23 protein-coding genes are annotated in these 26,499 nt (G+C 63.6%); 11 read left to right on the top strand and 12 right to left on the bottom strand.

The features are described from left to right. Positions 1–59 precede the first annotated feature (59 nt). The 5 genes from CH294_RS07575 to CH294_RS07555 form a co-directional block, all read right to left on the bottom strand. On the bottom strand, positions 60–1,253 hold the full coding sequence (locus CH294_RS07575; protein ID WP_249305130.1) for an enolase C-terminal domain-like protein: 1,194 nt from the start codon (positions 1,251–1,253) through the stop codon (positions 60–62). Further along, positions 1,234–2,556, bottom strand: a complete 1,323-nt coding sequence (locus tag CH294_RS07570; protein WP_249305129.1) for a sugar ABC transporter substrate-binding protein — start codon at positions 2,554–2,556, stop codon at positions 1,234–1,236. Before CH294_RS07570 ends, CH294_RS07575 begins: the two co-directional genes overlap by 20 nt. A gap of 26 nt (positions 2,557–2,582) precedes the next feature. Further along, complete coding sequence (locus CH294_RS07565) at positions 2,583–3,437, bottom strand: carbohydrate ABC transporter permease (RefSeq protein WP_249305127.1); 855 nt, start codon at positions 3,435–3,437, stop codon at positions 2,583–2,585. A gap of 32 nt (positions 3,438–3,469) precedes the next feature. Further along, positions 3,470–4,420 (bottom strand): sugar ABC transporter permease, encoded by a 951-nt coding sequence (locus tag CH294_RS07560; RefSeq protein ID WP_094737509.1) that lies wholly within the window; start codon positions 4,418–4,420, stop codon positions 3,470–3,472. Between the two features lie 186 nt (positions 4,421–4,606). After that, positions 4,607–5,623 (bottom strand): hypothetical protein, encoded by a 1,017-nt coding sequence (locus CH294_RS07555; RefSeq protein WP_094737508.1) that lies wholly within the window; start codon positions 5,621–5,623, stop codon positions 4,607–4,609. Positions 5,624–5,676: 53 nt separating this feature from the next. Between CH294_RS07555 and CH294_RS07550 the strand changes: the two genes are divergently transcribed. Continuing rightward, positions 5,677–6,846, top strand: coding sequence for a hypothetical protein (locus tag CH294_RS07550; protein ID WP_249305125.1), 1,170 nt, complete (start codon positions 5,677–5,679; stop codon positions 6,844–6,846). A gap of 83 nt (positions 6,847–6,929) precedes the next feature. On the opposite strand, the gene CH294_RS07545 is transcribed toward CH294_RS07550, so the two are convergent. Beyond that, complete coding sequence (locus tag CH294_RS07545; RefSeq protein WP_032405236.1) at positions 6,930–7,754, bottom strand: NAD(P)-dependent oxidoreductase; 825 nt, start codon at positions 7,752–7,754, stop codon at positions 6,930–6,932. Between the two features lie 148 nt (positions 7,755–7,902). Between CH294_RS07545 and ugpC the strand changes: the two genes are divergently transcribed. The 3 genes from ugpC (at position 7,903) to CH294_RS07530 (ending at position 11,193) form a co-directional block, all read left to right on the top strand. Further along, a complete protein-coding gene (gene ugpC / locus CH294_RS07540; protein ID WP_032378355.1) occupies positions 7,903–8,982 on the top strand; it encodes a sn-glycerol-3-phosphate ABC transporter ATP-binding protein UgpC in 1,080 nt (359 codons plus the stop codon). A 239-nt stretch (positions 8,983–9,221) separates the two neighbouring features. After that, the gene (locus tag CH294_RS07535) at positions 9,222–10,535 is read left to right on the top strand and encodes a potassium transporter TrkG (protein ID WP_052077901.1); all 1,314 of its coding nucleotides are present in this window, start codon (positions 9,222–9,224) and stop codon (positions 10,533–10,535) included. Further along, positions 10,528–11,193, top strand: coding sequence for a TrkA family potassium uptake protein (locus CH294_RS07530; RefSeq protein ID WP_032377524.1), 666 nt, complete (start codon positions 10,528–10,530; stop codon positions 11,191–11,193). The genes CH294_RS07535 and CH294_RS07530 overlap by 8 nt, the downstream gene beginning before the upstream one ends. On the opposite strand, the gene CH294_RS07525 is transcribed toward CH294_RS07530, so the two are convergent. Further along, complete coding sequence (locus CH294_RS07525; RefSeq protein WP_094737506.1) at positions 11,177–12,652, bottom strand: mannitol dehydrogenase family protein; 1,476 nt, start codon at positions 12,650–12,652, stop codon at positions 11,177–11,179. The two genes, CH294_RS07530 and CH294_RS07525, sit on opposite strands and share 17 nt — an antisense overlap. Continuing rightward, the gene (locus CH294_RS07520; RefSeq protein ID WP_094737505.1) at positions 12,649–13,674 is read right to left on the bottom strand and encodes an NAD(P)-dependent alcohol dehydrogenase; all 1,026 of its coding nucleotides are present in this window, start codon (positions 13,672–13,674) and stop codon (positions 12,649–12,651) included. The genes CH294_RS07525 and CH294_RS07520 overlap by 4 nt, the downstream gene beginning before the upstream one ends. Positions 13,675–13,789: 115 nt before the next feature. Between CH294_RS07520 and CH294_RS07515 the strand changes: the two genes are divergently transcribed. From CH294_RS07515 to CH294_RS07495, 5 genes are read left to right on the top strand one after another with little or no spacing between them, the layout of a single operon-like run. Beyond that, positions 13,790–14,815, top strand: coding sequence for a sugar-binding domain-containing protein (locus tag CH294_RS07515; protein WP_094737504.1), 1,026 nt, complete (start codon positions 13,790–13,792; stop codon positions 14,813–14,815). Next, positions 14,812–16,164, top strand: a complete 1,353-nt coding sequence (locus tag CH294_RS07510) for a sugar ABC transporter substrate-binding protein (RefSeq protein ID WP_230592636.1) — start codon at positions 14,812–14,814, stop codon at positions 16,162–16,164. The genes CH294_RS07515 and CH294_RS07510 overlap by 4 nt, the downstream gene beginning before the upstream one ends. After that, entirely contained in the window at positions 16,161–17,111 is a 951-nt protein-coding gene (locus CH294_RS07505) for a sugar ABC transporter permease (protein WP_032405242.1), read from the top strand. Before CH294_RS07510 ends, CH294_RS07505 begins: the two co-directional genes overlap by 4 nt. After that, positions 17,111–17,980 carry a carbohydrate ABC transporter permease gene (locus CH294_RS07500; RefSeq protein ID WP_032405243.1) on the top strand — a complete coding sequence of 290 codons (870 nt, stop codon included), beginning with the start codon at positions 17,111–17,113 and terminating at the stop codon, positions 17,978–17,980. The genes CH294_RS07505 and CH294_RS07500 overlap by 1 nt, the downstream gene beginning before the upstream one ends. Before the next feature lie 11 nt (positions 17,981–17,991). Beyond that, entirely contained in the window at positions 17,992–19,098 is a 1,107-nt protein-coding gene (locus CH294_RS07495; RefSeq protein WP_032374789.1) for an ATP-binding cassette domain-containing protein, read from the top strand. Here the strand turns inward: CH294_RS07495 and CH294_RS07490 are convergent. Further along, on the bottom strand, positions 19,095–19,568 hold the full coding sequence (locus CH294_RS07490; protein WP_212709773.1) for a DUF3995 domain-containing protein: 474 nt from the start codon (positions 19,566–19,568) through the stop codon (positions 19,095–19,097). The genes CH294_RS07495 and CH294_RS07490 overlap by 4 nt on opposite strands. Before the next feature lie 104 nt (positions 19,569–19,672). On the opposite strand from CH294_RS07490, the gene CH294_RS07485 reads away from it, so the two are divergent. Continuing rightward, the gene (locus tag CH294_RS07485) at positions 19,673–21,361 is read left to right on the top strand and encodes an AMP-binding protein (RefSeq protein WP_094737564.1); all 1,689 of its coding nucleotides are present in this window, start codon (positions 19,673–19,675) and stop codon (positions 21,359–21,361) included. Positions 21,362–21,429: 68 nt separating this feature from the next. On the opposite strand, the gene CH294_RS07480 is transcribed toward CH294_RS07485, so the two are convergent. The 3 genes from CH294_RS07480 to CH294_RS07470 form a co-directional block, all read right to left on the bottom strand. After that, entirely contained in the window at positions 21,430–22,215 is a 786-nt protein-coding gene (locus CH294_RS07480) for an alpha/beta hydrolase (protein ID WP_094737503.1), read from the bottom strand. 64 nt (positions 22,216–22,279) lie between these two features. Continuing rightward, positions 22,280–23,890, bottom strand: a complete 1,611-nt coding sequence (locus CH294_RS07475) for an ABC-F family ATP-binding cassette domain-containing protein (RefSeq protein WP_094737502.1) — start codon at positions 23,888–23,890, stop codon at positions 22,280–22,282. 133 nt (positions 23,891–24,023) lie between these two features. Further along, positions 24,024–24,569, bottom strand: coding sequence for a hypothetical protein (locus tag CH294_RS07470; protein ID WP_037147341.1), 546 nt, complete (start codon positions 24,567–24,569; stop codon positions 24,024–24,026). An 89-nt stretch (positions 24,570–24,658) separates the two neighbouring features. On the opposite strand from CH294_RS07470, the gene CH294_RS07465 reads away from it, so the two are divergent. Then, complete coding sequence (locus tag CH294_RS07465) at positions 24,659–26,488, top strand: penicillin-binding transpeptidase domain-containing protein (RefSeq protein ID WP_094737501.1); 1,830 nt, start codon at positions 24,659–24,661, stop codon at positions 26,486–26,488. The last annotated feature ends 11 nt before the right edge of the window (positions 26,489–26,499 follow it).

The following is a 26,499-nucleotide window of genomic DNA, read 5'->3' as shown; positions in this document are numbered from 1 at the left end:
TTGACGGGTTGGTCGATCTTTCCCTAATTTCCATCTTTCACCCGTAAGAAAGATCGAGCTCAGTACTCCGCAATCAGATTGTTCGAGATGTACTCCAGGTCGATGTCCTCACCCAGGCCTGGTCGCGATGGCATGTGCACCATCCCGTTCGCATCTATCGGATCGACGATGGACTTCAGATGCGGCGGCACCCAGTCGTAGTCGACCAGTGGATGCAGCAGGCCACGTTCGTACCACTGGATGTTCGGAGCGCCGCCTACCAGTGCGAGATTGGGGGCACCGTTGCCGTGGATCTCGCACTCGAGCCCGAAGCCGTCGGCCATGTGCACGGTCTTCAGTGCCGGGGTGATGCCGCCGCCGTTCATCGCACCGACGCGCAGGATGTCGCAGGCATCGTCGGCAATCCAGTCCGCTCGCGAACGATGCCGACCGGGAGTGGTCTCGGGGCCGATGACGGGGGTATCGATCTGATCCGCCAACCACTTGTACGAGCGCATCGAGAATTCGTCCATGGGCTCCTCGAACCAGTCGAACTTCAGTGCATCGAGTTCCCGGCCGAGCTTGAGGGCGTCGGTACGTGAGTACCAGTGATAGCCGTCGAGCATCAACGAGAACCCTGGTCCGACGGCATCTCTCACCGCCGCGCAGGCCTCGATGTCCCGCGTGAGGCTCGGTGCCCCTTCGAGCGGCGGCATCCAGGTGTGCAGTTTGATTCCCTGGTAGCCCTGATTCTTCAGCGCCACTGCGAAATTCGCATACTCCTGTGGACTGGACAGGCCACCCTCGATGGTATCGCCGCACATGGTGCTCGCGTAGGCCTTGACCTCGCTGCGCGCTCCGCCCAGCAGCTTCCACACGGGGGTATCGAATCGGTTGCCCGCCAGGTCCCACAGTGCCTGATCGAGGTAGCTGCAGGTGTGTTCGGGAAGTTCGACGGCTCGCGTCCGTTGCCGAATTGCGAATTTGCGGTCCATTTCCTCGCGGTGCAGCGGATCGGTGCCGATGAGGACCGGTCGAAAGTGTTGCTCCACTTGATCTTCACGCAGATAGCTGGTCTTGCCCAGGACGTAACCGCTGACGCCGTCGGAATCTGTGATGCGCAGCAGTGCCTGAGTGGTGGGTATCGACGGACCGGGGTGTCGATGCCCGTAGGAATCGACGGCGGTGCGAGCCTCGGTCTTGAAGACCTGGACGGCAACCTCGGTGATGACGCTGGACATGGTGATGAGTCCCCTATTTACCCTGTCGGGCATCGTATTTGGCCTTGGAGCGGTTGAGCTTCTCGGCGAAGTCGTCGGCGAAATCCTGTGCGCTGAGCTGCCCGATGAGGACCTTCTGCCACTGACCCAGCATCTGGACCTGCACGATCTTGCCGAAATCGGGCAGATAGTCGGGCGGGGTGACCAACACGGTCTCCGGATCGTCGAGGGCGGCCTGGGCGGCTTGCACGGACGGCATCGCCTCGAAGGCGGGCGCGGAGCGGGCGTCGGCGTTGACCGGGATCTGCCCCACGTTCTCGTTCCAGTAGGCCTGCGACTCCGGCGAGGTCATGAACTCGAGGAACTTCCAGGCCGCTGCCTGGTGCTGGCTGCTCTTGAACACCGTGTACGACGGGAACGGGTCGGTCATCACGGTGCGGACGCCGTTGTCCGCGAGAGGCAGGGCAACGGCCCCGACTTTGTCGCCGAGCGCCTTACGGTGATTGCTCAGTGATCCGAGGTTGTGCTGCATCATCGCCACCGAACCACCACCGAAGCTGGCGACCATCTGTGGAAAACCGTTGTTGACATCGGCGGTAGGTGTGTCGACGTCGTAGAGGGCCGCGAAACGTTCGATGGCTCGAACCATCTCGGGCCGGTTGACGGTGGATTCGCTGCCGTCGAAGAAGTTGTCGACGCCGGTGACGGCGAACATGTGTTGCAGCAGTGGATAGATCGAGCCGGCACCGCCTCGGATGGTGAACCCGTATCTTCCGGCGGACTTGTCGGTCAGTTCGTCTGCCGCGTCGTAGAACTCGTCCCAGGTATCGGGTGGCTCCATACCGGCCTCGTCGAACCAGTCCGCTCGATACCACAGGGTGGCGTTGTTACTGGTGAACGGCAGACCGTACAGGTTCTCGCCGCCGCCGGACTCCATTGCCGATTCGATGATCTTGGGATCGTATTGGTCCTTCTGCGGAGAGGATGCCATGAAGTCGTCGAGCGGGATCACGGCATTCTGCGCGACGAGGGGCGCGAGATACGCGGTGGAGACGATGCCCAGGTCGGGTGCGGACCCACCCGCGAGAGCCGTCTGATATTTCTGCTGCGCACTGTCGGATGGTAGACCGACGTACTGAATGTCGATGCCGGGATTGATCTCCTCGAAACGTCGAATCAGCTCCTCGTACAACGGGGTTCGATCCGGCCCGGCATTGTTGTCCCAGAAGGTGAGGGTGCCGCTGTTCGGATCTCCGAGGGCACCGTCGGGCAGGGAGGTTTCGGAACTGCAGGATGCCAGCACGAGCGTGGCTACCGCACCGACGAGGGTGGTGCGCAGCAGGGTGCGTCGATTCATGTCGATTCTCTTTCCGTACGTCATGATCAGCCCTTGACCGCGCCGGCGCTGAGGCCCTGGACGAGATACTTCTGGATGACGGCGAACACAGCGACCACCGGTACGGCGGCGATCAGACCGCCCGCTGCGAGCACACCGAAGTCGACGTTGTACGAGCCGATCGTGTAGCTCAATCCGACTGGGAGGGTGAACTTGTCCTGGCTACTGATGAACATCAGGCCGAACAGGAAGTTGTTCCAGCTGCCGATGAACGCGAAGGAACCGACGGCGATCAGACCGGGCCGCAGCAGCGGCAACATGATGATGCGGAAGGCCTTCAGACGTGAGCAGCCGTCGACCATGGCTGCCTCCTCCAGTTCCACCGGGATCTGAGAGATGAACCCTGCCATCAGCATTGCCGCCAACGGTAGTTGGAAGACGGTATCGGCGACGATGAGTCCGAACAGGTTGTTCACCAGTCCCATCTCGCGGAACACCTGGAACAGTGGGATGAGCAACATCGCACCGGGGACGAACTGGCTGCACAGCAGGGCCATCACCAGGGGGATCTTGGCGCGGAACTTGAAGCGTGCCAACGCATAGCCGGTCGCCAGTGCGACGAAGGTGGTGTGTACCAGCGACAGACCGGCGACGATGAGGCTGTTCTTGAAGAAGAAGCTGAAGCCGAGGGTGTTCCAGACGGTATCGAAATGGTCGAGCGTGATGGGCCAGGGGAGCATCGAATTGGACCCGGCAGGCCGGAACGCGAAGACGATCATCCAGTAGAACGGGACGAGCGTGAACAGGAGGTAGACGGCGAGCGGGAGGCCCACGCTGAACACGCGGGGCTTGGTGCGGTGCACGCGCACCTTCTCGGAATGGTCCGCCGGCGGACTGGTCACGACGGGACGGTCTGCGGTAGTTGTCATGTGCGTCAGGCCTTATCGCTGTTGAATTTGCTGAGGCGCAAGTAGAGGATCGAGCAGAAGAGCAGGATGACGAACGCGACGGTGGTCAGAGCCGAGCCGTATCCGAAGTCCTGCGCGGTGGTTGCGAGCTGAGAGACGTAGAGCGGCAAGGTGGTCGTGACGTCGGCCGGTCCGCCTGCGGTGAGGGTGTAGAGGAGATCGACGTTGTTGAACTCCCAGACCCCGCGCAGCAGGGTGGACAGAATGATCACGGCTTTGAGGTGTGGCAGCGTCACGAACCGGAAGCGTTGCCAGCGGTTCGCGCCGTCGACGTTCGCAGCCTCGTACAGATCCTTGGGCGCACTCTGCAGTTCGGCGAGAATGAGAATGGCGAAGAACGGAACCCCGCGCCAGAGCTCGGCAACGCTGGTGGCCCAGAACGCGGTGTCCGGATCGGCGATCGGCGCGGCGGTACCGTCGCCGATGCCCATGTTGCCCAGCAGTTTGAACAATCCGGTCGACGGGTTGTAGATGAGCAGCCAGATGCCGGTGGTGAGCACGCCGGAGACGGCCCAGGGAGAGAACACCAGGGCACGGGCCAGGCCGCGTCCGCGGAATACCTCGTTGACCAGCAGGGCCAGTCCGAGGCCGAGGATCAGCTGGAACACGACCTGCACGCCCACCCACTTGGCGGTGACGACGAGGCTGTTCCAGAACAGGTCGTCGGCGAACATCAGCTTGAAGTTCTCCAGGCCCGCAAAGCCGTTGTCCCACGGCGTCGTCGGGTTGTAGAACTGCAGGCTGTAGTAGAAGACGCTGCCGACCGGGTAGAAGATGAACACTGCCAGCAGGATGACGACGGGCGCGATCAGGATGTACGGGGCCGAGATGCGGCGCTTGCGTTTCGGTCGAAAGGGAGGGACGGCAGCGCTGGGCGCGCGGGTACCTCCCGACCGGGGTGGTGTGGTGGTGACCATGGGGACGCTCCGAAGCGTTCGGGGCCGGATGGAAAGCCGGCGAGCGGATCTGGCGGGATGTCTTCCGACCCTGAGCGAGCCGGGCCGTGCAAGTCTTGGGCTGTTCACATATCTGAACGGATGTCTTCTATGTGAATTTCTGGACCAACTATGACGGCAGTCACAAGCGCTGTCAAGCATTCCCGGTCACACGTGCAGGCTCAACCAGCCGGCCGCCGCGTCCTGCATGGTCGTCGTGAATCGATGCGGTTCCGAAAACCATTGTGTGAACAGTGTTTCCGATTCTCCGTAGTCGCGGCGGAGCGCCGCCTCGGCGTCGCGCATGCCGGGGAGGCCGAAATGGGAATCCAGCTCAGCGAATTGGACCAACACTGGGGTCGGGGCTGCTGCCCCGGCGATCTCCGGCCAGTCGCACACCGTAGGCAGGCCCGGGGTGATCATCAACCAGGTGGTGTCGTCCGCGTGACCGTTCGCGATATCGGCGAACGTGCTCATCGATGCCGTGATCACCCCTGCTCGTAGGCGATCGCTGCACGCCAGTAGATGTGCGACGCGCACTCCGCCACCGGAGAAGCCGGCAGTGGCGATGCGGTGTGCGTCCACCTCGGGGCACTCCGCCAGTGCCTGCAGCGCGATCAGGTCCTCGCTCAGCACCTGCCCGGCCAATGAACTGCCCTGCAGCGCTGCCACTTTTGCGAGTCCGTGCTCGTGCTCGCGGGCGGCCGCCTCGTATCTCGGCAGCCCTTCCAGCTGGGCACCTGCACGTCGAGCCCGCTCGGGGAGGTCCTCCCACGGCACCCGGCGACTGCCCCACGGGAACACGTCGTGGACCAGGACTGCGAAACCCGCTGCAACCAGACGGGCGGCGGGCGCGCTGCCGCCGTATCCACGCCTGCGTAACTCCTCGAGGTCGGGTGCCATGCCGTCGGGGCCGTCGGCCACCTTCTCCTTGCCGTAGAACTTCATCCCGTCGTGACCGTGCATGAGCAGGATCGCGGGCAGTGGAGTCTCTGCGTCGGGGGGCGTCAGCAGCCATGCGGACGTGTTGTCCCAGTTCAGCTCCACGCCGGAGATGCCATCGCGTGTCCAGGTCCGACCACGGGTCACGTGCGGACGCGGAGGGTCGTCGAATGCCCCCAGGGCTCGCCGGATCTCTGCTCGTCGCGTGAATCGTGGACAGTTGGGCTCGAATTGTGTTCCCATGTGTGAACTCAGTTCTCTCTATCGAACAAATCAGCCATCGAAGGATGATCTTCATGACCGTCGACCGCATCGTCGCGCACGCCTACCCTTGGGACGTCCTGGGCGACCCGCATTTCGTCGAACGCGCCAACAGACTCGGGGTGCATGAGATCTCGCTCGCCGCGACGTACCACTCCATCAGGGCGGCAACCCCGCTGCATCCGCAGCACAAAGTGGTCGACGCCCACCACGCAGCGCTGTATCGACCGGTTCGTCCCGACGCTTGGGCCGGGCGCACGATCACTGCGCGGACGGCCGCCTGGGGCGGTGCCGAGGACGCGTTCGGCGAGGCAGCGAGTGTGCTGCGGGAGGCCGGATTCCTGGTGAACGCGTGGATCGTGCTGACGCACAGCACAATTCTCGGCCACGCCCATCCCGACGCGACCGTCGTCAATTGTTTCGGAGATGCCTATCGGTATGCCCTCGCACCAGGGCATCCCGATATCGTGCGGTACAGCGCCACGCTCGCGGCCGAAGCGATCCGCGGCGTCGAGGTACACGGGGTGTCCGTCGAGGCATGCGGACAGCTGGGCTTCGCTCATGTCGGACCACACGAGAAGACGGACGGCGCGTTCCCGGGCATCGGCGACACGCTGATGTCGATCAGCTGCACGCAGCGCGAGCTCGACGCGTGGGCCTCGCGAGGCGTCGATTCGGCCAAGGTGACGCAGAAGCTGCGCAACGGCATCGATGCCCTGTCGGCCGGAACTTTGCCTACGGATGCTGCGATCACGGACGTGTTGGACGCCGACGAGATCGACGCGGTGGTGGCGGTCCGACACGCCGACGCCGATCACCTTCGTGCGGAAGTGCTTGCCGCAGTGCGTGAACAGGCTCCGTCGGCACGCGTGACGCTGCACGGTCACCCGGATCCGTGGAAGACCGGACCCTCGCCTGCGTTGACCGCCTCCGCGCCAGCCGATGTCGATGCGGTGCTCGTGTCGGCCTGGCCGGGAACGGCCGAGACGGTGTCGGTGGTGAAGGCAACCCGCGCGGCCGTCGGCGACGGGGTGGATGTGGGTGCGTATGTTTCGGTACTGCCGCCGAAGAAGCTCGACGAGGTGGCCGCGCATGTGGCCGCGACCGTCGACGCCGGGGCGAACGAGCTGCACCTCTACCACCTCGGTCTCGTCAACCGCCTCCAGCTCGATGCGCTGGGGTCGATCGTCACAACGTATTCGTAAGGCGGACTGCAACAGGCGCTCCACTCGTCCGTCCGCGGCGCGGAGTCCCCCGCCCGAGGACGTCGAGTGGAGCAGGGGGTGCGTCAGCGCATCCGCTGGCCGAGCGGGTGATCGCAGAATGCGCCGCCGACTCGTTGCAGGATCGGATCGCTGAACGTCCACTCGTGTTCGGCCAGGAACTGCTCGGCGAACTGTTCCGCGTCGTCGCGAGGTAGGTACCCGATCTCCGCGCCCTCGTTGCCGGACCACCACGCGCGCGAGTTCTTCGAGATGCCCCACACGGTGTGAAAACCTTTGGCGCTGTCCGACAGTGACGCCTCGATCAGTCGCGCAGTGTCGGCGGGCGACATCCAGGTGGCCAGGCCTCGGTAGTTGGGCGGCGCGGCGAAGCTCGAACCGATACGCAGGTTGATGACGTCGATGCCGAAGCGGTCGTGGTACATCCTGCCCAGGGCTTCGACCGCGGCCTTGCTCCACCCGTAGAAGCCGTCGGGTCGCGGAGCGGCGTCGCCCGGAAGTGGCGAGTCGCCTGCCTCGTCGTGCGTCCAGAATCCGACTGCGTGATTGCTCGACGCCACCACTATCCGAGAAACCCCCTGCGCCACTGCGGCTTCGAAGACTGCCTGGGTGCCGTCGACGTTCACCGACAGAATGTTGGCCCACGAGTCCTCGGTGCTCAACCCCCCGAGGTGCAGGATTGCATCGACACCGTCCACCGCGGCGGCCACGGCAGCGCGATCGGTGACCGAACCCTGTACGAATTCCTCGGTGGCCGAATCGATGTCGGTGATCTCGGCGATATCGAACAGGCGCAGCGTGCGGCCGGGTGCCGCCAGCAGAGGCCTGAGCATCGCACCCATGTTGCCTGCGGCCCCGGTGATGAGCACTCGTGAAACGGTGTCGGTCATTCTTCTCGAACTCCTTCGATGGAAACCTTGTAATGGGCATCACAGTAATACATACTTCTAAACGAAGTCAGCATTCTGGCATCCATTCACATATATGAACCCCACTCGGATCGTCCGGCACGTTCCTGCCGGTGAAGGGACCACCATCATGGCCACCGTTGCATTTCAGGGCGTCACCAAACTCTTTCCCGGCGGCGACAAGGCCGCCGTCGACCAGCTCGATCTCGACATCCAGGACGGTGAATTCCTCGTCCTCGTCGGCCCGTCCGGCTGCGGAAAATCGACGTCGCTGCGCATGCTCGCCGGTCTCGAAGAAGTCGACAGGGGAGCCATTACCATCGGCGGCAAGGACGTCACCGACCATCAGCCCAAGGATCGCGACATCGCGATGGTCTTCCAGAACTACGCCCTGTACCCACACATGACGGTCGGCGAGAACATGGGATTCGGACTTCGCATCGCCGGCGAGGACAAGGCCGAGATCAAGCGCCGCGTCGAGGACGCTGCCAAGATCCTCGACCTCACCAAGTTTCTCGACCGCAAACCCAAAGCGCTCTCCGGCGGCCAGCGTCAGCGAGTGGCCATGGGCCGCGCCATCGTTCGCAAGCCACAGGTGTTCCTCATGGACGAGCCGCTGTCCAATCTCGACGCCAAGCTTCGAGTACAGACCCGCGCGCAGATCTCTGCACTGCAACGCAGGCTCGCCACGACAACCGTCTACGTCACTCACGATCAGGTCGAGGCCATGACGATGGGTGATCGCGTGGCCGTCCTCAAAGACGGTGTGCTGCAGCAGTGCGACTCCCCGAGGCGCATGTACGAACACCCGAACAACGTGTTCGTCGCCGGCTTCATCGGATCGCCTGCAATGAATCTGCTCGAGCTTCCCCTCGTCGACGGCGGCGTCCGCTTCGGCGGCGAAGTGGTTCCGGTTCCCCGCTCCGCCATCGCCGGAATCGGGGAGAGTTCCGTGACACTCGGCGTGCGGCCCGAGGACCTGCAGATCACCACCGGGGCAGGCCTCGAAGTGACCATCGACGTCGTCGAAGAACTCGGAGCCGACGCCTACGTCTACGGCCAGGCCGATATCAACGGCACACGTCAGCCCATCGTCGTCCGCGCCGACGGCCGCATCCCACCGGAACGCGGATCGAAGATCACGCTCTCCTACGCCGCCGAGCGCACCCACCTGTTCTCCACGGTGACCGGGGAGCGCTTGGTCGACTGATGCCCTGGGCGGTGGAGCGCTGAAGCGCAGGTGCGCGGGAGTGGAGCCTGCGGAATGACCCAGGTGAGCGGGAGTGGAGCCTGCGGAATGACCCAGGTGAGCGGAAACTCGACCCCTGCTACGAAGTTTCGTGCACGTGCCGCGAAGCGGCTCGTCCCACCGGTACTGTCTGCCGAGTGACAGACTCTCGCCCGGCATCGCGATGGTCCACGGTCTTCCGGCCGACACCGGTCCGGCTCATGGCGTCGGGATTCGCACTGGCCATCCTGGTCGGTGCGGCAGTGCTGATGCTTCCGATGGCCACCCGGTCCGGGATCGCGTCCGGGTTTCTGCAGGCGTTGTTCACATCGACGTCGGCGGTCAGTTTGACCGGCCTGATCGTGGTGGACACGCCGGTGTACTGGTCGGGTTTCGGGCAGGGCGTGATCCTCGGCCTGATCCAGATCGGCGGATTCGGGATCATGACGATCGCGTCGTTGGTCGGATTGGTGCTGGCCGATCGAATCGGGTTGCGAAGCAGGCTCAACGCGGCCGCCGAGGTCCGCACATCCGGGCTGGGCGACGTCAGAAGTGTCGTCGTCGGTGTGTTCCGCACCAGCCTGATCATCGAGAGTGTCGTCGCGATCGTCCTGGCGGCGCGCTTCGTCATCGGCTACGACGAGCCACCGGGTCGCGCACTGTGGCTGGGGATCTTCCATGCCGTCTCGGCGTTCAACAACGCTGGATTCGCGCTCTTCAGCGACAACATGATCGGGTTCGCCACCGACCCGTGGATCTGTGTGCCGCTGTTGATCGCGGTCGTGTTGGGAGGCATCGGATTTCCGGTTCTCTTCGAGATCGCCCGTCACCTCCGCGCACGTGCCGGCGGTGTTCGGGCACGCAAGCGATGGTCATTGCACACTCGAATGACGCTGTCGGTCACCGGTGTTCTGTTGATTCTCGGACCGACGGTGGTGTTGCTCTTCGAGTGGTCGAGGACCTTGGATGGATTCGGCTTCTGGGACAAGATGCTCGTCGCGACGTTCCAGGGCGTCATGCCTCGCACCGCAGGATTCAACAGCGTCGACTATGCGGATGTGGACAATGCGACCCTGCTCGTCACCGACGTCCTGATGTTCATCGGTGGTGGCAGCGGCGGAACGGCGGGTGGCATCAAGGTCACCACGTTCGCCCTACTGCTGTTCGTCATTCTGGCCGAGATCCGCGGTGACCGTGAGGTATCCGTGTTCGGTCGTCGAATCGACGCGCGCGTGCAACGTCAGGCGCTGACCGTCGCGTTGATCGGCGTCGCGTTGGTCATGCTGCCGGTCGTGGCGCTGTTGGCCGGCACGAATTTCGATCTCGACGTGCTGCTCTTCGAGGTCGTCTCGGCGTTCGCGACGGTAGGCCTCTCCACCGGAATCACCGCACAACTACCCGGCTGGGGTCAGGTGGTCCTGATAATCCTGATGTATCTGGGCCGCATCGGTTCCATCACTCTGGTCAGTGCCCTCGCCGCCCGCGACCGCGGACGGCGCTACACGCTTCCCACGGAAAGGCCGTTCATTGGCTAGGAAACCATCCTCCGATGTCGTCGTCGTTCTCGGTCTCGGCCGCTTCGGTAAGTCTCTCGCACTGGAACTGATGGACCAGGGGGTCGAGGTGCTCGGCGTCGACAGCGACGAGGCCGTAGTGCAGCGCGTGGCAGACCGTTTGACGCATGCTGTGGTGGCCGATACCACCGACGAGGAGTCTCTTCGGCAATTGTCGGTGCACGAGTACGACCGTGCCGTCGTGGGTATCGGTTCCAATCTCGAAGCGAGCCTGCTCACCGCATCGGCTCTGGTGAATCTGTCGATGTCGACCATCTGGGCCAAGGCTCTGAGCAACGCACACGCCAAGATTCTCAGCCAGATCGGCGTCCACCACGTCGTCAGGCCCGAGCACGACATGGGTAAGCGAGTAGCTCACCTGGTACGTGGCCGGATGATGGACTACATCGAGTTCGACGACGGGTACGCCATGGCGAAGACCTCGCCGCCGGCCTCCCTGATAGGAAAGACGCTGGGCGAGAGCGGAATCCGTACCAAGCACGGAGTAACCGTCGTCGCAGTCAAGCGTCTGGGTGAAGGGTTCACCTACGCAACAGCGGACACGGTGATCGGTGCGGGCGATACCGTCATCGTCTCCGGTCAGGTCCGAGACACCGAGAAATTCAGTGAGTCGACCTGAGCGCCTCCAGGGTTGCGCGCGCACCGTTCTCCTGCAGTGATGTCAGCTGTTTCGTGTATTCGGCGACAAAGCGTTCGTTGTCGATCAGATCGCCGAACACTGCGCGGTTCGCGATGAACGCCGTGGGGTTCTCACGCTGGCTTTGCGCGATCGGCACCAGTGAGTCCTTCAGCTGGTCGACGATCTCGATCGGCTCGCCGGACTCGTCGACGGCCTCGGCGTAGCGAGCCCAACTCGCCACGACGGCGGTGGACAGGACGATCTCACCGCCGGTCTCGAGGTTCTTGCGGATGACGGGCAAGAGCCACTTGGGAATTCGATCCGAGGACTCGGCGCACAGTCGCGCTACGGTGTCGCGTATCTCCGGGTTGGAGAACCGCTCGATGAGCGTGTGCTTGTACTCGGTCAGCCCGATACCGGGCACGGGCTGCAGTGTGGGCGTTGCCTCCTCGTCCATGTAGGCGAGCAAGAACGCAGCGAACTGCGGATCTTGACAGACCTCGTGCACCAGGCGGTAGCCACTGAGATAGCCGAAATATGCGAGGGCCTGATGGCTGGCATTGAGCAGCCTCAGCTTCATCAGCTCGTAGGGAGTGACGTCCTCGACAACCTGCACGCCCACATCCTCCAGGGGCGGACGGCCGAGGGTGAAGTTGTCTTCGAGCACCCACTGCGTGAACGGCTCACCGGCGACGGGCCACTGGTCTTCGATGGCGTATCGCGACGAAAGTTGTTCGATCACTTCAGGTGTCGTCACCGGCGTGATGCGATCCACCATGGAATTGGGGAACGCGCCTTCCGCCGTGATCCATTCGGCCAACGTCGGGTCCTTCAGGCGCGCGAACGTCGTGAACGTCGATTGCGCCATGTGGCCGTTGCCCTCGATGTTGTCGCAGGACATGATCGTGAACGGCTTCAGGCCACGATCCTTCCGACGAGCCAAAGCTTCGACGACGAGTCCGAAAGTTGTTGCCGGCACGGCACCGTCGACGAGATCGGCCACGATCGCCGGGTTCTTCTCGTCGAACTCCCCGGTGGTCGCGGAGAAGTTGTACCCACCCTCGGTGATGGTGAGCGAGACGATCTTCACCGCCTCGGACGCCATCTTCTCGATGACGGCCTCGGGATCCTCGGGGGCGAACAGATACTCGACGATCGACCCGATGACGCGAGTTTCCCAGGTGCCGTCGGCGTGCTTGAGGGCGAGGGTGTAGAGGCAGTCCTGCTGATCCATGACCTCTTTCATCTTCTTGTCGTGCGGCAGTACACCCACACCGCAGATCCCCCAGTCCGACGCCTCGCCGCGCTCGAGTAAGCGGTCGACATACATCGCCTGGTGGGCGCGGTGAAAGCCGCCGACGCCGAAGTGCACGATCCCCGTGGTGACTGCGGCTCGGTCGTAGGTCGGTACCTCGACGTCGGTGTGGATTTCTGCCAGAGTGCTCGCCCGAAGCTTCATGCGTTCTTTCCTTCTCCTCGAAAACCAGGTATCACAACAGCTTTGATGCTTCCGGCCAGCTTGTCCGCGTTCAAGGCATCTTCGACGCCGTCCAGTCCGAACCGCGCCGTCACCATCGCGTCGAGATCCACCATGCCCGACCCCACCAGGTCGCGTGCGATGGGCCACGTGTTGGCGTATCTGAAGACTCCGGTGAGCACCAACTCTCGGTTCTGAATGACCGAGATCGGTAGGGGGTAGTCGGATCCGCCCATGCCGACGAGGACGACGGTGCCGGCCGGCCGGACCGCATGAATGCCGTCGAACACCGCCCGCGCCGCACCGGATGCGTCGATGAAGGCATCGACCGACAACGCACGCACGTCCTCGGTGGTGGGGTCGAGGACTCGTGTTGCGCCGAAAGTTGCGGCGTTGGCGCGGCGAGAGGCGTCGAGGTCGGTGACGATCACCTCGGTGGCTCCGAAGGCCCGGGCCACCTGTGCGGTGACGATCCCGACGGGGCCTGCGCCCGCGATGAGCACGCTCGAACCGGCCGAGATCTTCGCCTTCTGTACCGATGCGATGCCGACCGACAGCGGCTCGAAGAGAGCTGCGGCCTCGTCGGAGATGGTGTCCGGAACGGCGTGCGCGAACGTCGACTGGATCAGCACGTATTCCGCCAGTGCGCCGTCGATGGGCGGGGTCGCGAAGAATTCCATGGCCGGGCACAGGTTGTATCGGCCGGCGCGAGATTGGGCGCTGGTGGGGTCCGGTCGTTGCGGCTCGATGGACACGCGCTGCCCGACTCGGGTGTCGGGGACGTCGGAGCCCACGGCCACGATCACGCCCGCAGCCTCGTGTCCGAGCACGAGGGGGCCGTCGACCACGTAGTCGCCGATGCGTCCCTCCCGGTAGTAGTGCGCATCGGATCCACACACCCCCACGGCCGTGACCTGCACGAGAACCTCATCGGGTGCGGGTGTGGGGACGGGCCGTTCTTCGAGTCGGATCTCGTGCACGCCGGTGAGAACGCTGGCCTGCATGGACTGTGGCACGGATCGCTGGTCGCGAGGGGGTGTTGTGTAGATCACACCTTAATGTTAGCTTAATGAGCAGATGAACACGAGCTGAGCATCTGCTCACAACCGGGGAGGCGTCATGGACGGATCGGAGCCCAGTGGGGCAAAGTCCACGCGGTCCGGAGAGGATCTCCGTCTGGCTTTGCGCGCCGCCACCATGTACCACCTCGAAGGTGCGACGCAGGCCGAGATCGCCGTGAAGCTGGGCGTCTCGCGCCCGACCGCAGGACGGTTGGTCGCACGGGCCCGTTCCCAAGGGCTCGTGACGATCGAGATCAACGTCCCCGATGATTTGCAGGGCACCGTTCACGCGGACGTCGAGCGTGAGCTCGAGGCGCAGTACGGACTCACCGAGGTACTGGTCGTCTCGGACGTCATCGACGGAACGGACGCCGGCTACGGGTCTCTGGGCCGCGCGGCAGCGACGTTGCTCTCCCGTCGACTCAAGGATCAGGACGTTCTCGGTTTCACCTGGGGACCCGAAACGGTGGCCGTCGCGAGTTCGCTCAAGACCAGGTCCACCAAATGTGCCGCGGTGGTGCAACTCGACGGTTCCATCACCTCGGCCGACTATCAGACCGGTGTCGAGTACACACTCGGGCGGTGCGCTGCCTATCTGCAGGCGACGCCCATCCGGCTCAACGCTCCGCTGTACGCCGACCAGGCGACAGTGGTTGCGCTGGAGCAGGATTCCGTGATCTCTCGCGCCCTCAAAGCCGGGGCCGATGCCGATGTGATGATGTACGGCATCGGTCCCGTTTCCACCTCCACCACGTTGTTCGAGGGCAGCTTCATCGACCTCGAGGTTCTCGACGAACTGCGCCGCCTCGGCGCGGTGGGCGAGATCGGCGGGCGGTTCTACGACGCCGACGGACAGGACACCGGAGGATCGCTCCCCGGCCGAACCGTGTCGGTGGGGCTCGACGCCATCAGGGCGTGTGATCGGGCTGTGCTCGTCACCGGTGGACAACGTAAACACGAGGCGCTGCTCGGTGCTCTGCGCGGCGGACTGGCCTCGATCCTGGTGACCGACATCGAAAGTGCACGTTGGCTCGTTGCGCAAGCTCCTGCAACGGCAACCTCCAATGGAAGGGTATTTCAGTGAGGGTTTTACCGAAAGTGGCTGTCGCGGCCTCGCTCGCGACAACCTTGGTGCTGTCCGGATGTGCCGGAGCCGGCTCGTTCGGTGGTGACGGTGATGGCAAGACGATCACCGTTGCGATCGTCTCGAATTCACAGATGTCCGATGCCATTTCCCTTGCTCCGGAGTTCGAGGCGGAGAACCCGGGCATCAATCTGAAGTTCGTGTCGCTGTCCGAGAACGAGGCGCGCGCGAAGATCACCGCCTCGGTGGCCACCGGCGGTGGTGAGTTCGATGTGGTGATGATCAGCAACTTCGAGACCCCGCAGTGGGCGGAGAACGGGTGGCTGACCAATCTGTCCGAGTATGCCGACGCCACACCGGGTTACGACGAGGACGACTTCATTCCCACACTGAAGGAATCACTGTCCTACGAGGGCAGCATGTACTCGGTGCCGTTCTACGGTGAGTCGTCGTTCCTGATGTATCGCAAGGACCTGATGGAGGCCGCCGGCATCACGATGCCCGAGGAGCCCACCTGGCAGCAGGTTGCCGATGCTGCAGCGAAGCTCGACAGCCCCGATGTCTCGGGCATCTGCCTGCGCGGAAAGCCCGGTTGGGGTGAGGTTCTGGCACCACTCGACACCGTCATCAACGCCTTCGGTGGACGGTGGTTCGACGAGAACTGGAACGCCCAGCTCAACAGCCCAGAGGTGGAACAGGCCGTTCAGTTCTACGTCGACCTGGTCCGTGAGCACGGTCAAGCCGGTGCAGCGACAAGTGGTTTCAGCGAGTGCGGAACGCAGCTCTCGCAGGGAAACACCGCGATGTGGTACGACGCAACGTCCGCAGTGTCGGTGTTGGAGGATCCCACCTCGAGCAACGTCGTCGGCAAGATCGGCTATGCCAAGGCGCCGTCGGCAGCCAAGGGCGACAACGGGTGGCTGTACTCCTGGGCACTCGGTATCCCGAAGACATCCGAGAATCCGGACGACGCCTGGAAATTCGTCTCGTGGATGACCAGCAAGGAGTACCTGAACAAGGTGGGCAACGAGTTGGGTTGGGAACGGGTACCACCTGGTAGCCGCCTGTCCACCTACGAGATCCCCGAGTACGAGGAAGCATCCGCGGCTTACGGCCAGGTCACCCTGGATTCGATCAACGGTGCCGACCCGAACAACCCCACGGTGGATCCGGTGCCGTACACCGGTGTGCAGTTCCTGACCATCCCCGAGTTCCAGGACCTGGGAACCCGTGTCAGCCAACAGATCAGCGCCGCAGTGGCAGGACGAATCAGCGTCCACGACGCGCTCGAACAAGCGCAGCAGTACGCCGAAGTGGTCGGCAAGACGTACCAGGAGGGCCAGGGATGACCACCACCGAAACACGTTCGGCGCAAGCCGATTCCGAGGAATTCGTACCGAGACCCAGGACGATCTCGAAGGCGGAAGGGTGGCGTCGCCGCGGCCCGCTGCTGCCGGCCATGGTGTTCGCCATTCTGGTCACCCAGGTTCCGTTCCTGTTCACGCTGTACTACTCGACGCAGTCGTGGAACCTCGTTCGACCGGGTTCGCAGAAGTTCAACTGGCTCAACAACTATGTTGCGGTCTTCCAGGACAGCCAGTTCCGTGAGGTCGCCCTCAACACGGTGATCATGATCGTCGGAACCGTCATCATCTCGGTGGTTCTCGGGTTGTTCCTGGCTCTGCTGCTGGACCGGAAGTTCATCGGCCGCAGTCTGATCCGCACGCTGCTGATCACTCCGTTCCTGATCACCCCGGTGGCCGGCGCGTTGATCTGGAAGACCACGATGTTCGATCCGGTCTTCGGCCTGATCAACTTCGTCCTGAGCCCGTTCGGAGTGGACCAGATCGACTGGGTCTCGCGTTACCCATTGCCCGCCGTCATGGCGAACCTGATCTGGCAGTGGACCCCGTTCATGATGTTGCTCATCCTCGCCGGCCTGCAGTCGATGCCCAAGGACATCGCCGAGGCGGCACGGGTCGACGGTGCGGGCCCGGTCAAGCTCTTCCGTGAGCTCACCCTCCCGCATCTGCGCCGATTCATCGAGCTCGGTGCTGTTCTCGGAGCCATCTATCTCGTCAACACCTTCGACGCCGTGTACATGATGACCTCGGGCGGACCGGGTGTGGCCAGCGCGAACCTGCCGTTCTACATCTATCAGCGTGCGTTCCTCGGCTTCGACATCGGGCAGGCCGCCGCCATGGGTGTCGTCACCGTCGTGGCCACCATCATCGTCAGCACCCTGGCGCTGAGACTGATCTTCAAGAGCTTCAGCGGAACCGAGGAGGCTGCGTGATGAGCACCGCAACTGTAGACAAGAAGTCGACCGACTCCGCGCCGATCAAGCGCAAGAGCAAGTGGGGTCCGGGTTCGATCTGGTCCTTCGTGGCCTGGGTCGCGGGTATAGCGTTCTTCTTCCCGGTGCTGTGGATGGTTCTCACCGGCTTCAAGCAGGAGGCCGACGCCTACTCCGACCCACCCAAGCTGTTCTTCACGCCGACCCTGGATCAGTACCGCGGTGTGCTCGAGAGCGGCATCGGCACCACGTTGCTGAACTCGGCGTTCGCGACGGTCGTCTCGACGATCTTCGTTCTGCTGCTGGGTGTTCCGGCTGCCTTCGCACTGTCACTGCGACCGGTCAAGAAGACGAAGGACGTGCTGTTCTTCTTCATCTCCACCAAGATGCTCCCGGTCGTCGCGGCGATCGTCCCGCTGTACGTCATCGTCGGCGACATCGGAATGTTGGACAACATCTGGACCTTGGTCGTGCTGTACACCGCGATGAATCTTCCCATCGCCGTGTGGATGATGCGCTCGTTCTTCCTCGAGGTGCCGAGCGAACTGCTCGAGGCCGCGAGTATGGACGGGGCATCGCTGTGGACCTCGGTGCGCGAGGTGATCCTTCCGCTCGTCTCGCCCGGTATCGCGGCGACGTCGCTCATCTGCGTCATCTTCTCGTGGAACGAGTTCTTCTTCGCGGTCAACCTCACTGCCGTTCAGGCCCAGACGATTCCGGTGTACCTTGTCGGATTCATCACCGGCCAGGGCCTGTACTGGGCCCAGCTTTCCGCTGCTGCGACGTTCGCAGCACTTCCCGTCGTCCTTGCCGGATGGTTCGCGCAGAACAAGCTCGTGCGCGGTCTGTCCTTCGGCGCAATCAAGTAGGAGAAAGTCTCATGGCTGCAATCACGTACAAGAAGGCATCCTGCGTCTACGAAGGTGCCGACAAGCTCGCCGTCGATTCACTCGACCTCGACATCCAGGATGGCGAATTCGTCGTTCTGGTCGGGCCTTCCGGATCCGGCAAGTCCACTGCGCTGCGCATGCTCGCCGGCCTCGAGGAGATCGACGGTGGTGCCATCGAGATCGGTGGCAAGAACATGGTGGGTGTGCCGTCGAAGGACCGCGACATCGCGATGGTGTTCCAGAACTACGCCCTGTACCCCAACAAGACCGTCGGGGAGAACATGGGCTTCGCCCTCAAGATGCGCGGTGTCTCTCTCGAAGAGCGCACGAAGAAGGTGGCCGAGGCCGCGAAGATCCTCGACCTCACCGAGTACCTGGACCGTAAGCCCGGCAAGCTCTCGGGTGGTCAGCGTCAGCGAGTTGCCATGGGGCGCGCCATCGTTCGTGAGCCGCAGGTGTTCTGCATGGACGAGCCGCTGTCCAATCTCGACGCGAAACTGCGAGTCCAGACGCGTACGCAGATCGCGGCGTTGCAGCGCCGGCTCGGCACCACGACCGTCTACGTCACCCACGACCAGGTCGAGGCCATGACGATGGGTGATCGTGTTGCCGTGTTGCGCGGCGGCAAACTGCAGCAGTTCGCCTCTCCCACAGACTTGTACGACAACCCCGTCAACGCATTCGTTGCCGGCTTCATCGGTTCGCCGGCGATGAATCTGATGACGGTGCCCATCGGCTCGGGTGGCGTGCAGATCGGTAGCTTCCTGCTGCCCCTCGAACGCGACGAGCTCACCAAGCTCGCGAGCCTGGGTCTCGACAACGTCACCGTCGGGCTACGCCCGGAGCAGCTCGGCATCGTGCACGGCGGCGGTGAAGGCTTCGAGGGCAAGGTGGATCTGATCGAGGAACTCGGCAGCGAGTCCTACCTCTACGCACACCTGGACGACCCGAAGGTCAAGGGTCTCGACGGGGGACCGGTGTCCTTGGTTGCGCGTTCGGCAGTGCGTGCACCGGCCAAGATCGGCGAGAGCATCGGATTGACTCGACTCGACGGTGCGATCCACCTCTTCCACCCGGAGACGGGGGAGCGGATCTAGCGGGGTTGGTACGCGGCTTTTCTGGACAGGATCAGTGCCGTCAGAAGCGCGGCACCCCAGAGCAGGAAGATGCCGTCGAAGAACAGGTGACCGTATTTGACGCCTCGGTTCTCGTCCGAGACGACCAACCCGATCACCGCGCCGACGAACGATGCTCCGCCCCAGAGAATCAGCAGTACAGAGCCGGGCCAGGATATGCCGAGGATCGATGACGGCACCCAGGTCCGGTTCTGTGCGGCCAGGCGGGGCCGGTTCATGTACGCGAGGGCCGGAAGAACTGCCGCTGCGAGTTTGACGAGTGCAAGCACCAGCAGTGCCGTTCGTGCCGTTGCCGGTTCGGAGTCGACCCACTCCGTCGCGAAGGCTCCGACGGTGTCGAGCATCCATCGACCACCTGCAGCCCAATAGGCGGAAAACGCGGCGTGGACAATCCCCAGTGCACATGCGATAGCGAAGTATCTGATGGTCACGGTGATCGAGGCTAGCCGAGTTGCCACCCCCGTTCAGGGGTAGCGAGGGATTGTTCATCTCCCTTACCGTGGCGGTGATGGGCATCACAGGCGCAGGAGGAAACATGGCCGAATCGGCGTACACGGCATTCAGGAACGCTCGCGATCTACTGCTCGACGCATACGGCGAGTACGACCGAGCCGTCGAAACTTTCGAGTGGCCGACGTTCGGCGAGACGTTCAACTGGGCGATCGACTGGTTCGACGCGATTGCCCGCGGCAACGACGGCACCGCGCTGTGGATCGTCGAGGAGGACGGCAGCGAGGCCAAGTACAGCTTCGACGACATCGCGCGGCGCTCGGACCAGGTTGCCCGGTGGCTCGAGCAGCAGGGGATCGGTCGCGGCGATTCGGTGATCCTGATGCTGGGCAACCAGGTCGAACTCTGGGAGTCGATGCTCGCGGTGATGAAGCTGGGTGCGGTGCTGATGCCGACCACCACGGCCATCGGCTCCAGCGATCTGACCGATCGGGTGGTGCGCGGCAATGCCCGCGCCGTGATCGTGAACCCCTCGGACATCGGCAAATTCGACGACGTTCCCGGTGAATACCTGCGCATCGCGACCTCCGCACACGAAGGCTGGCTCGATTACGCCGATGCTCGATCCGCGGAGGCGCGGCCGTTCGAGTCCGTCACTGCACCCGACGACCGCCTGTTGATGTACTTCACCTCCGGAACCACCAGCAAGCCCAAGCTCGTCGAGCACACTCAGATCTCCTATCCCGTAGGACATCTGAGCACCATGTACTTCCTCGGGCTTCGTCCGGGCGATGTGCACCTGAACATCAGCTCGCCCGGTTGGGCCAAACATGCGTGGAGTTGCTTCTTCGCGCCGTGGATCGCCGAGGCGACCATCTTCATCTACAACTACGGCAAGTTCGACGCGTCGGCTCTGCTCGAGCAGATCCGACGCGTCGAAGTGACGACCTTCTGTGCGCCACCGACTGTGTGGCGCATGCTCATTCAAGCTGACCTCACCGGCGGTGGGGGTTCGCTCCGTGAGGCAATCGGTGCCGGTGAGCCACTCAATCCCGAGGTGATCTCCACGGTGCAGCGGGAGTGGGGCCTGAACATTCGCGACGGATTCGGGCAGACGGAAACCACTGCCCTGGTGGCCAATACACCCGGCGCGGTGCTCAAGTCCGGTTCCATGGGCCGGCCACTGCCCGGAGTGCCGGTGGTGATCGTCGACCCCACCACCGGTGAACTCGCCGACGAGGGTGAGATCTGCCTCGACCTGGCGCAGAATCCGTTCAACCTGATGACCGGCTACCTCGGTGACCCCGAACGCAACGCCGCTGTCATGGCCGACGGTTACTACCACACCGGCGACGTTGCATCGCGGGACTCCGAGGGGTACATCACCTACGTCGGCCGCACCGATGACGTCTTCAAGGCCTCCGATTACAAGATCTCCCCGTTCGAGCTCGAAAGTGTTCTCATCGAACACCCCGCAGTGGCCGAGGCTGCAGTGGTGCCCGCTCCCGACGAGACGCGATTGGCCGTCCCCAAGGCGTATGTGGCATTGGCGTCGGGCTGGGAACCCAACGAGGCCACGGCATTCGAGATCTTGAAGTATGCCCGGGAGCACCTGGCCCCGTTCCTGCGTGTCCGTCGTATCGAGTTCTTCGAGCTGCCGAAAACCATCTCGGGCAAGATCCGCCGAGTGGAATTGCGCGCCCGCGAGGACGCTGCCGTCGGGCCACTGGAGACCGAGTGGCGTGACGACCAGTTTCCTGCACTGAAGAGGTGATGTGAGCGCCCACTATGTGCTGTGGGAGGCGGGATCCTGTTTCTCGAGGTGAATTGTGGACGCTGAGGTCAGTTGCTCCAGAACCGTTCGAGGACTCGGAGCACCTTTGCGGACGCGGCCATCGTCGTCGCGTGGTCGAATCCGCGGATGATGTGCAATTCGGAGTCCGGAACCAGCGCGGCGGCTGCCCGTGTGTCGTCGAGTCTCGTACCGTCCTGGCTGCCGACGTAGAACAGCGACGGCTGGCTGAACTGCTGCAACACCCCGTCCGGTAGGCCGGGATCGGCGTCATTGGCTCGGATGTACGCGGCCAAGGCCTGAGCATCGTTGGCGGAGAACACCGCTCGCGTACCGGGATCGATCGGGAACGTGCGGTGGCTGTTCCACGCCTCGAGGAACCCGTCCATGCCGCGCTGCTCCAACACATCAGCGCACCCAGGGAAGAAGAGGCGGTCGAACGCGCCTGCCTGAGCGCCGTGACTACCGCCGCCGACGGCCAGTGATCGCACTCGCTCGGGCTCCGCGGCCGTCAACGCCAAGCCGGCCCGTGCCCCGAACGAATAGCCGAGGTAGTCGACTGTCGGCGCGCCTACCGCATCGAGTACCGCAGTCAGATCGCCGACGATGGTGCCCATCGCATAGGCGTCGGGGGTATGCGGCTTCTCGCTGCGCCCATGCCCGCGACTGTCGATCAGAATCAATTGCCGACTCCCGCGCAGCGCCTTCACGTAGCCGAACGTCCGCCAAATCGTGTGCGTCAGAAAACTGCCGTGCACCATCAACAACGGCGGCCCGGACCCCACCACCGTGTATGCGATCCGTGTCCCATCGTCTGCATTCGAGGCGTACTCCACCCTGCGATTGTCTTCCTTCGAGTCCACTCGACGTGACATTGACCCCCACAAAGGCCACCAAATGTCACATTGAGTCCCCAAGGGTGGGCGCTTCTTCGGCGGATTCGGCGGACGCAGCGATCGGGGTCAGGTCGATGGTGCGGGTGGGGGCGATGGCATCGAGGAACGGCCGATCGTGGCTCGCGACGATCAGTGCACCCTCGAATGTCTCCAAGGCTTCGATGAGGTGTTGGCGGCTGGCGATGTCGAGGTTGTTGGTGGGCTCGTCGAGCATGAGTAGTTTCGGAGCAGGCTCTGCCAGCAGAATTCGCGCCAGTGCAGCCCGCAGTCGTTCGCCGCCGGAGAGGGTGGCGACGACGGCATCGGCGTCGGATCCGCGGAACAGGAATCGGGCGAGTTGTCCCCGGATCTGTTCGGCCGTCGCGTGCGGTGCCACGTCGGCAACATTCTCGGCAACGGTGCGCGATTCGTCGAAGACGTCGAGTCTCTGCGGCAGGTACTTCCACGGCACTTCTGCGCCGGCAGCATCCAGACTGCGCAACAGGGTGGTTTTGCCACTCCCGTTCGGCCCGATCAATGCGATACGCTCAGCGCCCACGATGTGCACGCCCTCGTGCGTCAGAACCACCTGCCCGGGATGAACTTTGGTTGCCGGGAGGTCGACGCGGATCTCGCGGTCGTCGCGGAGCAGGTCCTCGGCCGCGGACAGGGATGACCTGGCATCGTCGACACGATCGGTGTGGGTACCGCGAAGCTTTCCGGCCGATTCCTGTGCGGCCCGCTTGCGACGTCCGGCAAGGATCGAAGGCACGCGCTTCTGCTCTTCCATCTTCTTGCCGTAGCGCAGACGCCGGTCGAGTTTGATTCGGGTGTCGATCAATTCGCGTTCCTGCTTGCGGACGTCGTTCTTGGCATCGCGGACCGTCGCCCGTGCCGCGTCCTGCTCGGCGTCGATCACTGCTCGATAATGCTTATAGTTGCCGCCGAACATGCGCAGTCTCGAGATACCGCTGCGCTCTGCCCGCACCTCGGCGATGGAGTCGACGCGCTCGAGCAGTTCCAGGTCGTGGGTGCAGACGATCAGCACACCCGAGTAGTCGTCGACAGCTGTGTACAAGCGTTCTCGCGCAACCCGATCGAGGTTGTTCGTCGGCTCGTCCAACAGCAGGACATCGGGTTCGATCAACAACTGCGCGGTGAGAGCCAACAACATGGCCTCGCCGCCCGACAGGGTGCCGACTCGTCGATCGAGGTCATCGATCGAGCCGACGATATTGCCGAGTTTGAGCTTGTCCAGCAACGCCAGTGCCCGCTCCTCGATATCCCACGCGGATCCGACGACGGTGAAGTCGTTCTCGGTCGACATTCCGGATTCGATGCGGTGCAATGCTTCTCGGATATGGTCGATGGCCAGCACCGAGTCCACTGGGAGATCGGGATCGAGTGCGACGTCCTGGCGCAGATAGCCGAGTACGCCGGGAATCGAGATCGAACCGTGTTGCGGCGTCAAATCTCCGGCGAGCAACTTCAGCAGTGTCGACTTACCGGCACCATTGGAGCCGATGAGACCTGTTGTGCCGCTGGGAAAGATGGCCGACAAGGCGTCGAACACGGGGTCGCCGTCGGGCCAGGAGAACGTCAGATTCGAGACAGAAAGGGAGGATGAATGAGGCATGGGCGCTCCAAAGGTGTGCATGCGGACGATCTGCAGGCGTCTAGAACCTTTGGAAGAGCAATGGCCTCTCCGAATCTGTGGACGACAAGGCAAGGATCACGGTAACCCCGAGCCTGACGTCCGTGCAATCGAATTAGACCGACGGCCCCTTCTTGCGCAGCTCGTCGACCGTCTCCATGGCCCCGCGTAGCTCGTCCAGCCATTCCTGCGTGTGTTCGCCGACCAGCTTCACGGCCCAGGCCAAGGCGTCCGCGCGGGAGCGAGCGACCCCGGCATCGACGAGGGTATCGAGGACGCGACGCTCGGGCTGACGCAGGCGCGTCATGACCGGAACGGCGAGATGGGTGAACAGGACGACCTCGGATTCGGTCCGAACTCCCCACGCGACCTTGCGGCCGTATCGCTTCTCGGCCTCGGCTGCGATCTGGATGCGGTCACCACGGGTAGTTTCCCGAAAGCGAGCGATGCGGCCCTCGACGGCGGCGGGTGAACTGTCCTGTTCGGCGGGCAGAGTGCCGACGACGAGGATCTCCTCGCGATCGACCTCGATCGAGGCGTCCCCGTCGAACCAGCTTTCAGGGAGTCTGCCGCCGAACCACTCGGCTGCATCGGTGGCATTCGGGATGTCTGCGTGCTGCCAGCCGCCGGGGCGTCCGAACGAGCGTCCGTTGGGTTTCATGAGGTCTCCTCTGTGTGAAGTAATACTGATTACATGATTACTCCGATTTTCGGAATCGCGCCACCATCGGTTGGTCGGTGGCCTGGGGCATGATCGACGTCGTGCGCACATCGAGAAAATCGACGACGTCGGCAGCCATCCTGACCGTTCTGGCATTGGTGCTCGCCGCCTGCGGTCAGAGTGGTCCCGATCAGCCGCAGACGGTCGCCGAGCAGTTCGCGGCCGCGGTGAACAGCTCGAACATCGAGCAGGCGGCCGCGCTGACCACCGATCCGGCCGGAGCGACGGCAGCGCTCACCGCATTGTACGACGGGCTCTCGGGCGGCGGAACGGTGACGGCCACTCCGGATTTCGAGGCTGTCGACGCCAACGAGGATGCCGGCACGTTCACGTTGAACGCCGGCTGGCGTTTCTCGACGACCAGCGACGGCACCGCCGAACCGGACGGTGAACCGAAGGAGTGGAACTACACCACGTCGGCCACTGCAGCCGAGACCCAGCAGGGGTGGAAGATCACCTGGGATCCGGCGATGTTGGTTCCGGGCCTGACGGCCGACTCGTCGGTGCGATTCACTCCGACTGATGCTCTGGTGGCACCTCGTATCTTCGACGGCAACGGCGTCGAGCTGATGTCGCAGCAGGTGGTCACCCTCGTCAACGTCGATGCAACGGCCGATCCCGTAGCTGTCGCGAACCTCGTCGGATCCGTCGTTCCGGGTATCACGGCCGAGTCCGTCGCTGCGACTGTTGCTGCTGCACAGGGTAATTCAGCCACGATCGTCTCCCTCCGTCAGTCGGATATCGACCCCATCGGTGCCCAGCTCGCCACCATCCCCGGAGTCACGCTCGCGCCGCAGACGCGACTGTTGGCCACCGATCGCAACCTCGTCTCGCCGGTGCTCAGTGATCTGACGACGCTGTGGGAGCAGGAGCAGGCCGCCAATAGTGGCTGGGCGATCCAAGCGGTCGCAGCCGATGGCACCGTCACCCAGCTCGCCGGACGCGATGCAAGCACCGGCGAGGACATCGCGACCACCGTCGACTCGGCGCTGCAACTCAAAGCCGAGAACGCCCTGGCGTCGTTGCCACAGCAGGCTGCGATCGTCGCGCTTCGGCCGTCGACGGGAAATGTTCTGGCCGTTGCCCAGAATGCCGCCGCGGACGCCGAGGGCCCGATCGCCTTGACCGGCCTGTACCCGCCGGGGTCGACGTTCAAGACGGTCACCACCTCGGCTGCCCTGCAGTCCGGTGCCGTCACCCCCGATACCGTGCTGCCGTGCCCGGCGACCGAGAACATCGAAGGCAGGCAGATCCCGAACGACGACAACTTCGAACTCGGTGACGTGCCGCTGCACACCGCCTTCGCAAAATCGTGCAATACGACGATGGGCCGCCTCGGCGTCGCACTGCCGCCGAACGGTCTGACCGACGCGGCGGCGCAGTACGGCCTCGGCGTCGACTACGTCACCCCGGGCCTGACGACCGTCACCGGCTCGGTGCCGTCGGCCGACACCCCGGCGCAGCGCGTCGAATCCGCCATCGGCCAGGGGCAGGTGACTGCGTCACCGTTCGGGATGGCGCTGGTCGCGTCCTCCATCGCCAACAACGGCTTGCTTCCACCGACGGTTGTCGCAGGTAAGCCCGGCGTGGGCAACATGCAGCCGGCAGCAGTGAACCCGCAGGTCACCGAGCAGATCAAGACCATGATGCGCGAGACCATCACCGGCGGAACGGCCACGGCGTTGAATGACATCCCCGGATTGCTCGGTAAGACCGGCACCGCCGAGTTCGGTGCCAACAACGAAGGCGCTCACGGTTGGTTCGTCGGAATTTCCGGCGATCTTGCGTTCGCGGTCTTCGTGAACAACGCGGGCAGCTCGACGCCGGCCATCGAAGCTGCGGGTCGCTTTCTGAGGTAGACCGGCCAGGA

Origin of the sequence: Rhodococcus sp. 14-2483-1-1, assembly GCF_002259335.1 — a bacterium.
Lineage (GTDB): Bacteria > Actinomycetota > Actinomycetes > Mycobacteriales > Mycobacteriaceae > Rhodococcoides.
This window is presented reverse-complemented; position numbering and strand designations above follow the sequence as displayed.

What these genes read in the sequence shown, in the direction of transcription:
- CH294_RS07550 (WP_249305125.1), top strand. Translation starts at nt 5,677, where the DNA reads ATGACCGTCGACCGCATCGTCGCGCACGCCTACCCTTGGGACGTCCTG.
- CH294_RS07470 (WP_037147341.1), bottom strand. Translation starts at nt 24,569, where the DNA reads ATGAAACCCAACGGACGCTCGTTCGGACGCCCCGGCGGCTGGCAGCAC.
- CH294_RS07465 (WP_094737501.1), top strand. Translation starts at nt 24,659, where the DNA reads ATGATCGACGTCGTGCGCACATCGAGAAAATCGACGACGTCGGCAGCC.
- CH294_RS07535 (WP_052077901.1), top strand. Translation starts at nt 9,222, where the DNA reads ATGGCGTCGGGATTCGCACTGGCCATCCTGGTCGGTGCGGCAGTGCTG.
- CH294_RS07555 (WP_094737508.1), bottom strand. Translation starts at nt 5,623, where the DNA reads ATGGGAACACAATTCGAGCCCAACTGTCCACGATTCACGCGACGAGCA.
- CH294_RS07525 (WP_094737506.1), bottom strand. Translation starts at nt 12,652, where the DNA reads ATGAAGCTTCGGGCGAGCACTCTGGCAGAAATCCACACCGACGTCGAG.
- ugpC (WP_032378355.1), top strand. Translation starts at nt 7,903, where the DNA reads ATGGCCACCGTTGCATTTCAGGGCGTCACCAAACTCTTTCCCGGCGGC.
- CH294_RS07485 (WP_094737564.1), top strand. Translation starts at nt 19,673, where the DNA reads ATGGCCGAATCGGCGTACACGGCATTCAGGAACGCTCGCGATCTACTG.
- CH294_RS07505 (WP_032405242.1), top strand. Translation starts at nt 16,161, where the DNA reads ATGACCACCACCGAAACACGTTCGGCGCAAGCCGATTCCGAGGAATTC.
- CH294_RS07545 (WP_032405236.1), bottom strand. Translation starts at nt 7,754, where the DNA reads ATGACCGACACCGTTTCACGAGTGCTCATCACCGGGGCCGCAGGCAAC.
- CH294_RS07570 (WP_249305129.1), bottom strand. Translation starts at nt 2,556, where the DNA reads ATGAATCGACGCACCCTGCTGCGCACCACCCTCGTCGGTGCGGTAGCC.
- CH294_RS07515 (WP_094737504.1), top strand. Translation starts at nt 13,790, where the DNA reads ATGGACGGATCGGAGCCCAGTGGGGCAAAGTCCACGCGGTCCGGAGAG.
- CH294_RS07520 (WP_094737505.1), bottom strand. Translation starts at nt 13,674, where the DNA reads ATGCAGGCCAGCGTTCTCACCGGCGTGCACGAGATCCGACTCGAAGAA.
- CH294_RS07475 (WP_094737502.1), bottom strand. Translation starts at nt 23,890, where the DNA reads ATGCCTCATTCATCCTCCCTTTCTGTCTCGAATCTGACGTTCTCCTGG.
- CH294_RS07495 (WP_032374789.1), top strand. Translation starts at nt 17,992, where the DNA reads ATGGCTGCAATCACGTACAAGAAGGCATCCTGCGTCTACGAAGGTGCC.
- CH294_RS07575 (WP_249305130.1), bottom strand. Translation starts at nt 1,253, where the DNA reads ATGCCCGACAGGGTAAATAGGGGACTCATCACCATGTCCAGCGTCATC.
- CH294_RS07560 (WP_094737509.1), bottom strand. Translation starts at nt 4,420, where the DNA reads ATGGTCACCACCACACCACCCCGGTCGGGAGGTACCCGCGCGCCCAGC.
- CH294_RS07500 (WP_032405243.1), top strand. Translation starts at nt 17,111, where the DNA reads ATGAGCACCGCAACTGTAGACAAGAAGTCGACCGACTCCGCGCCGATC.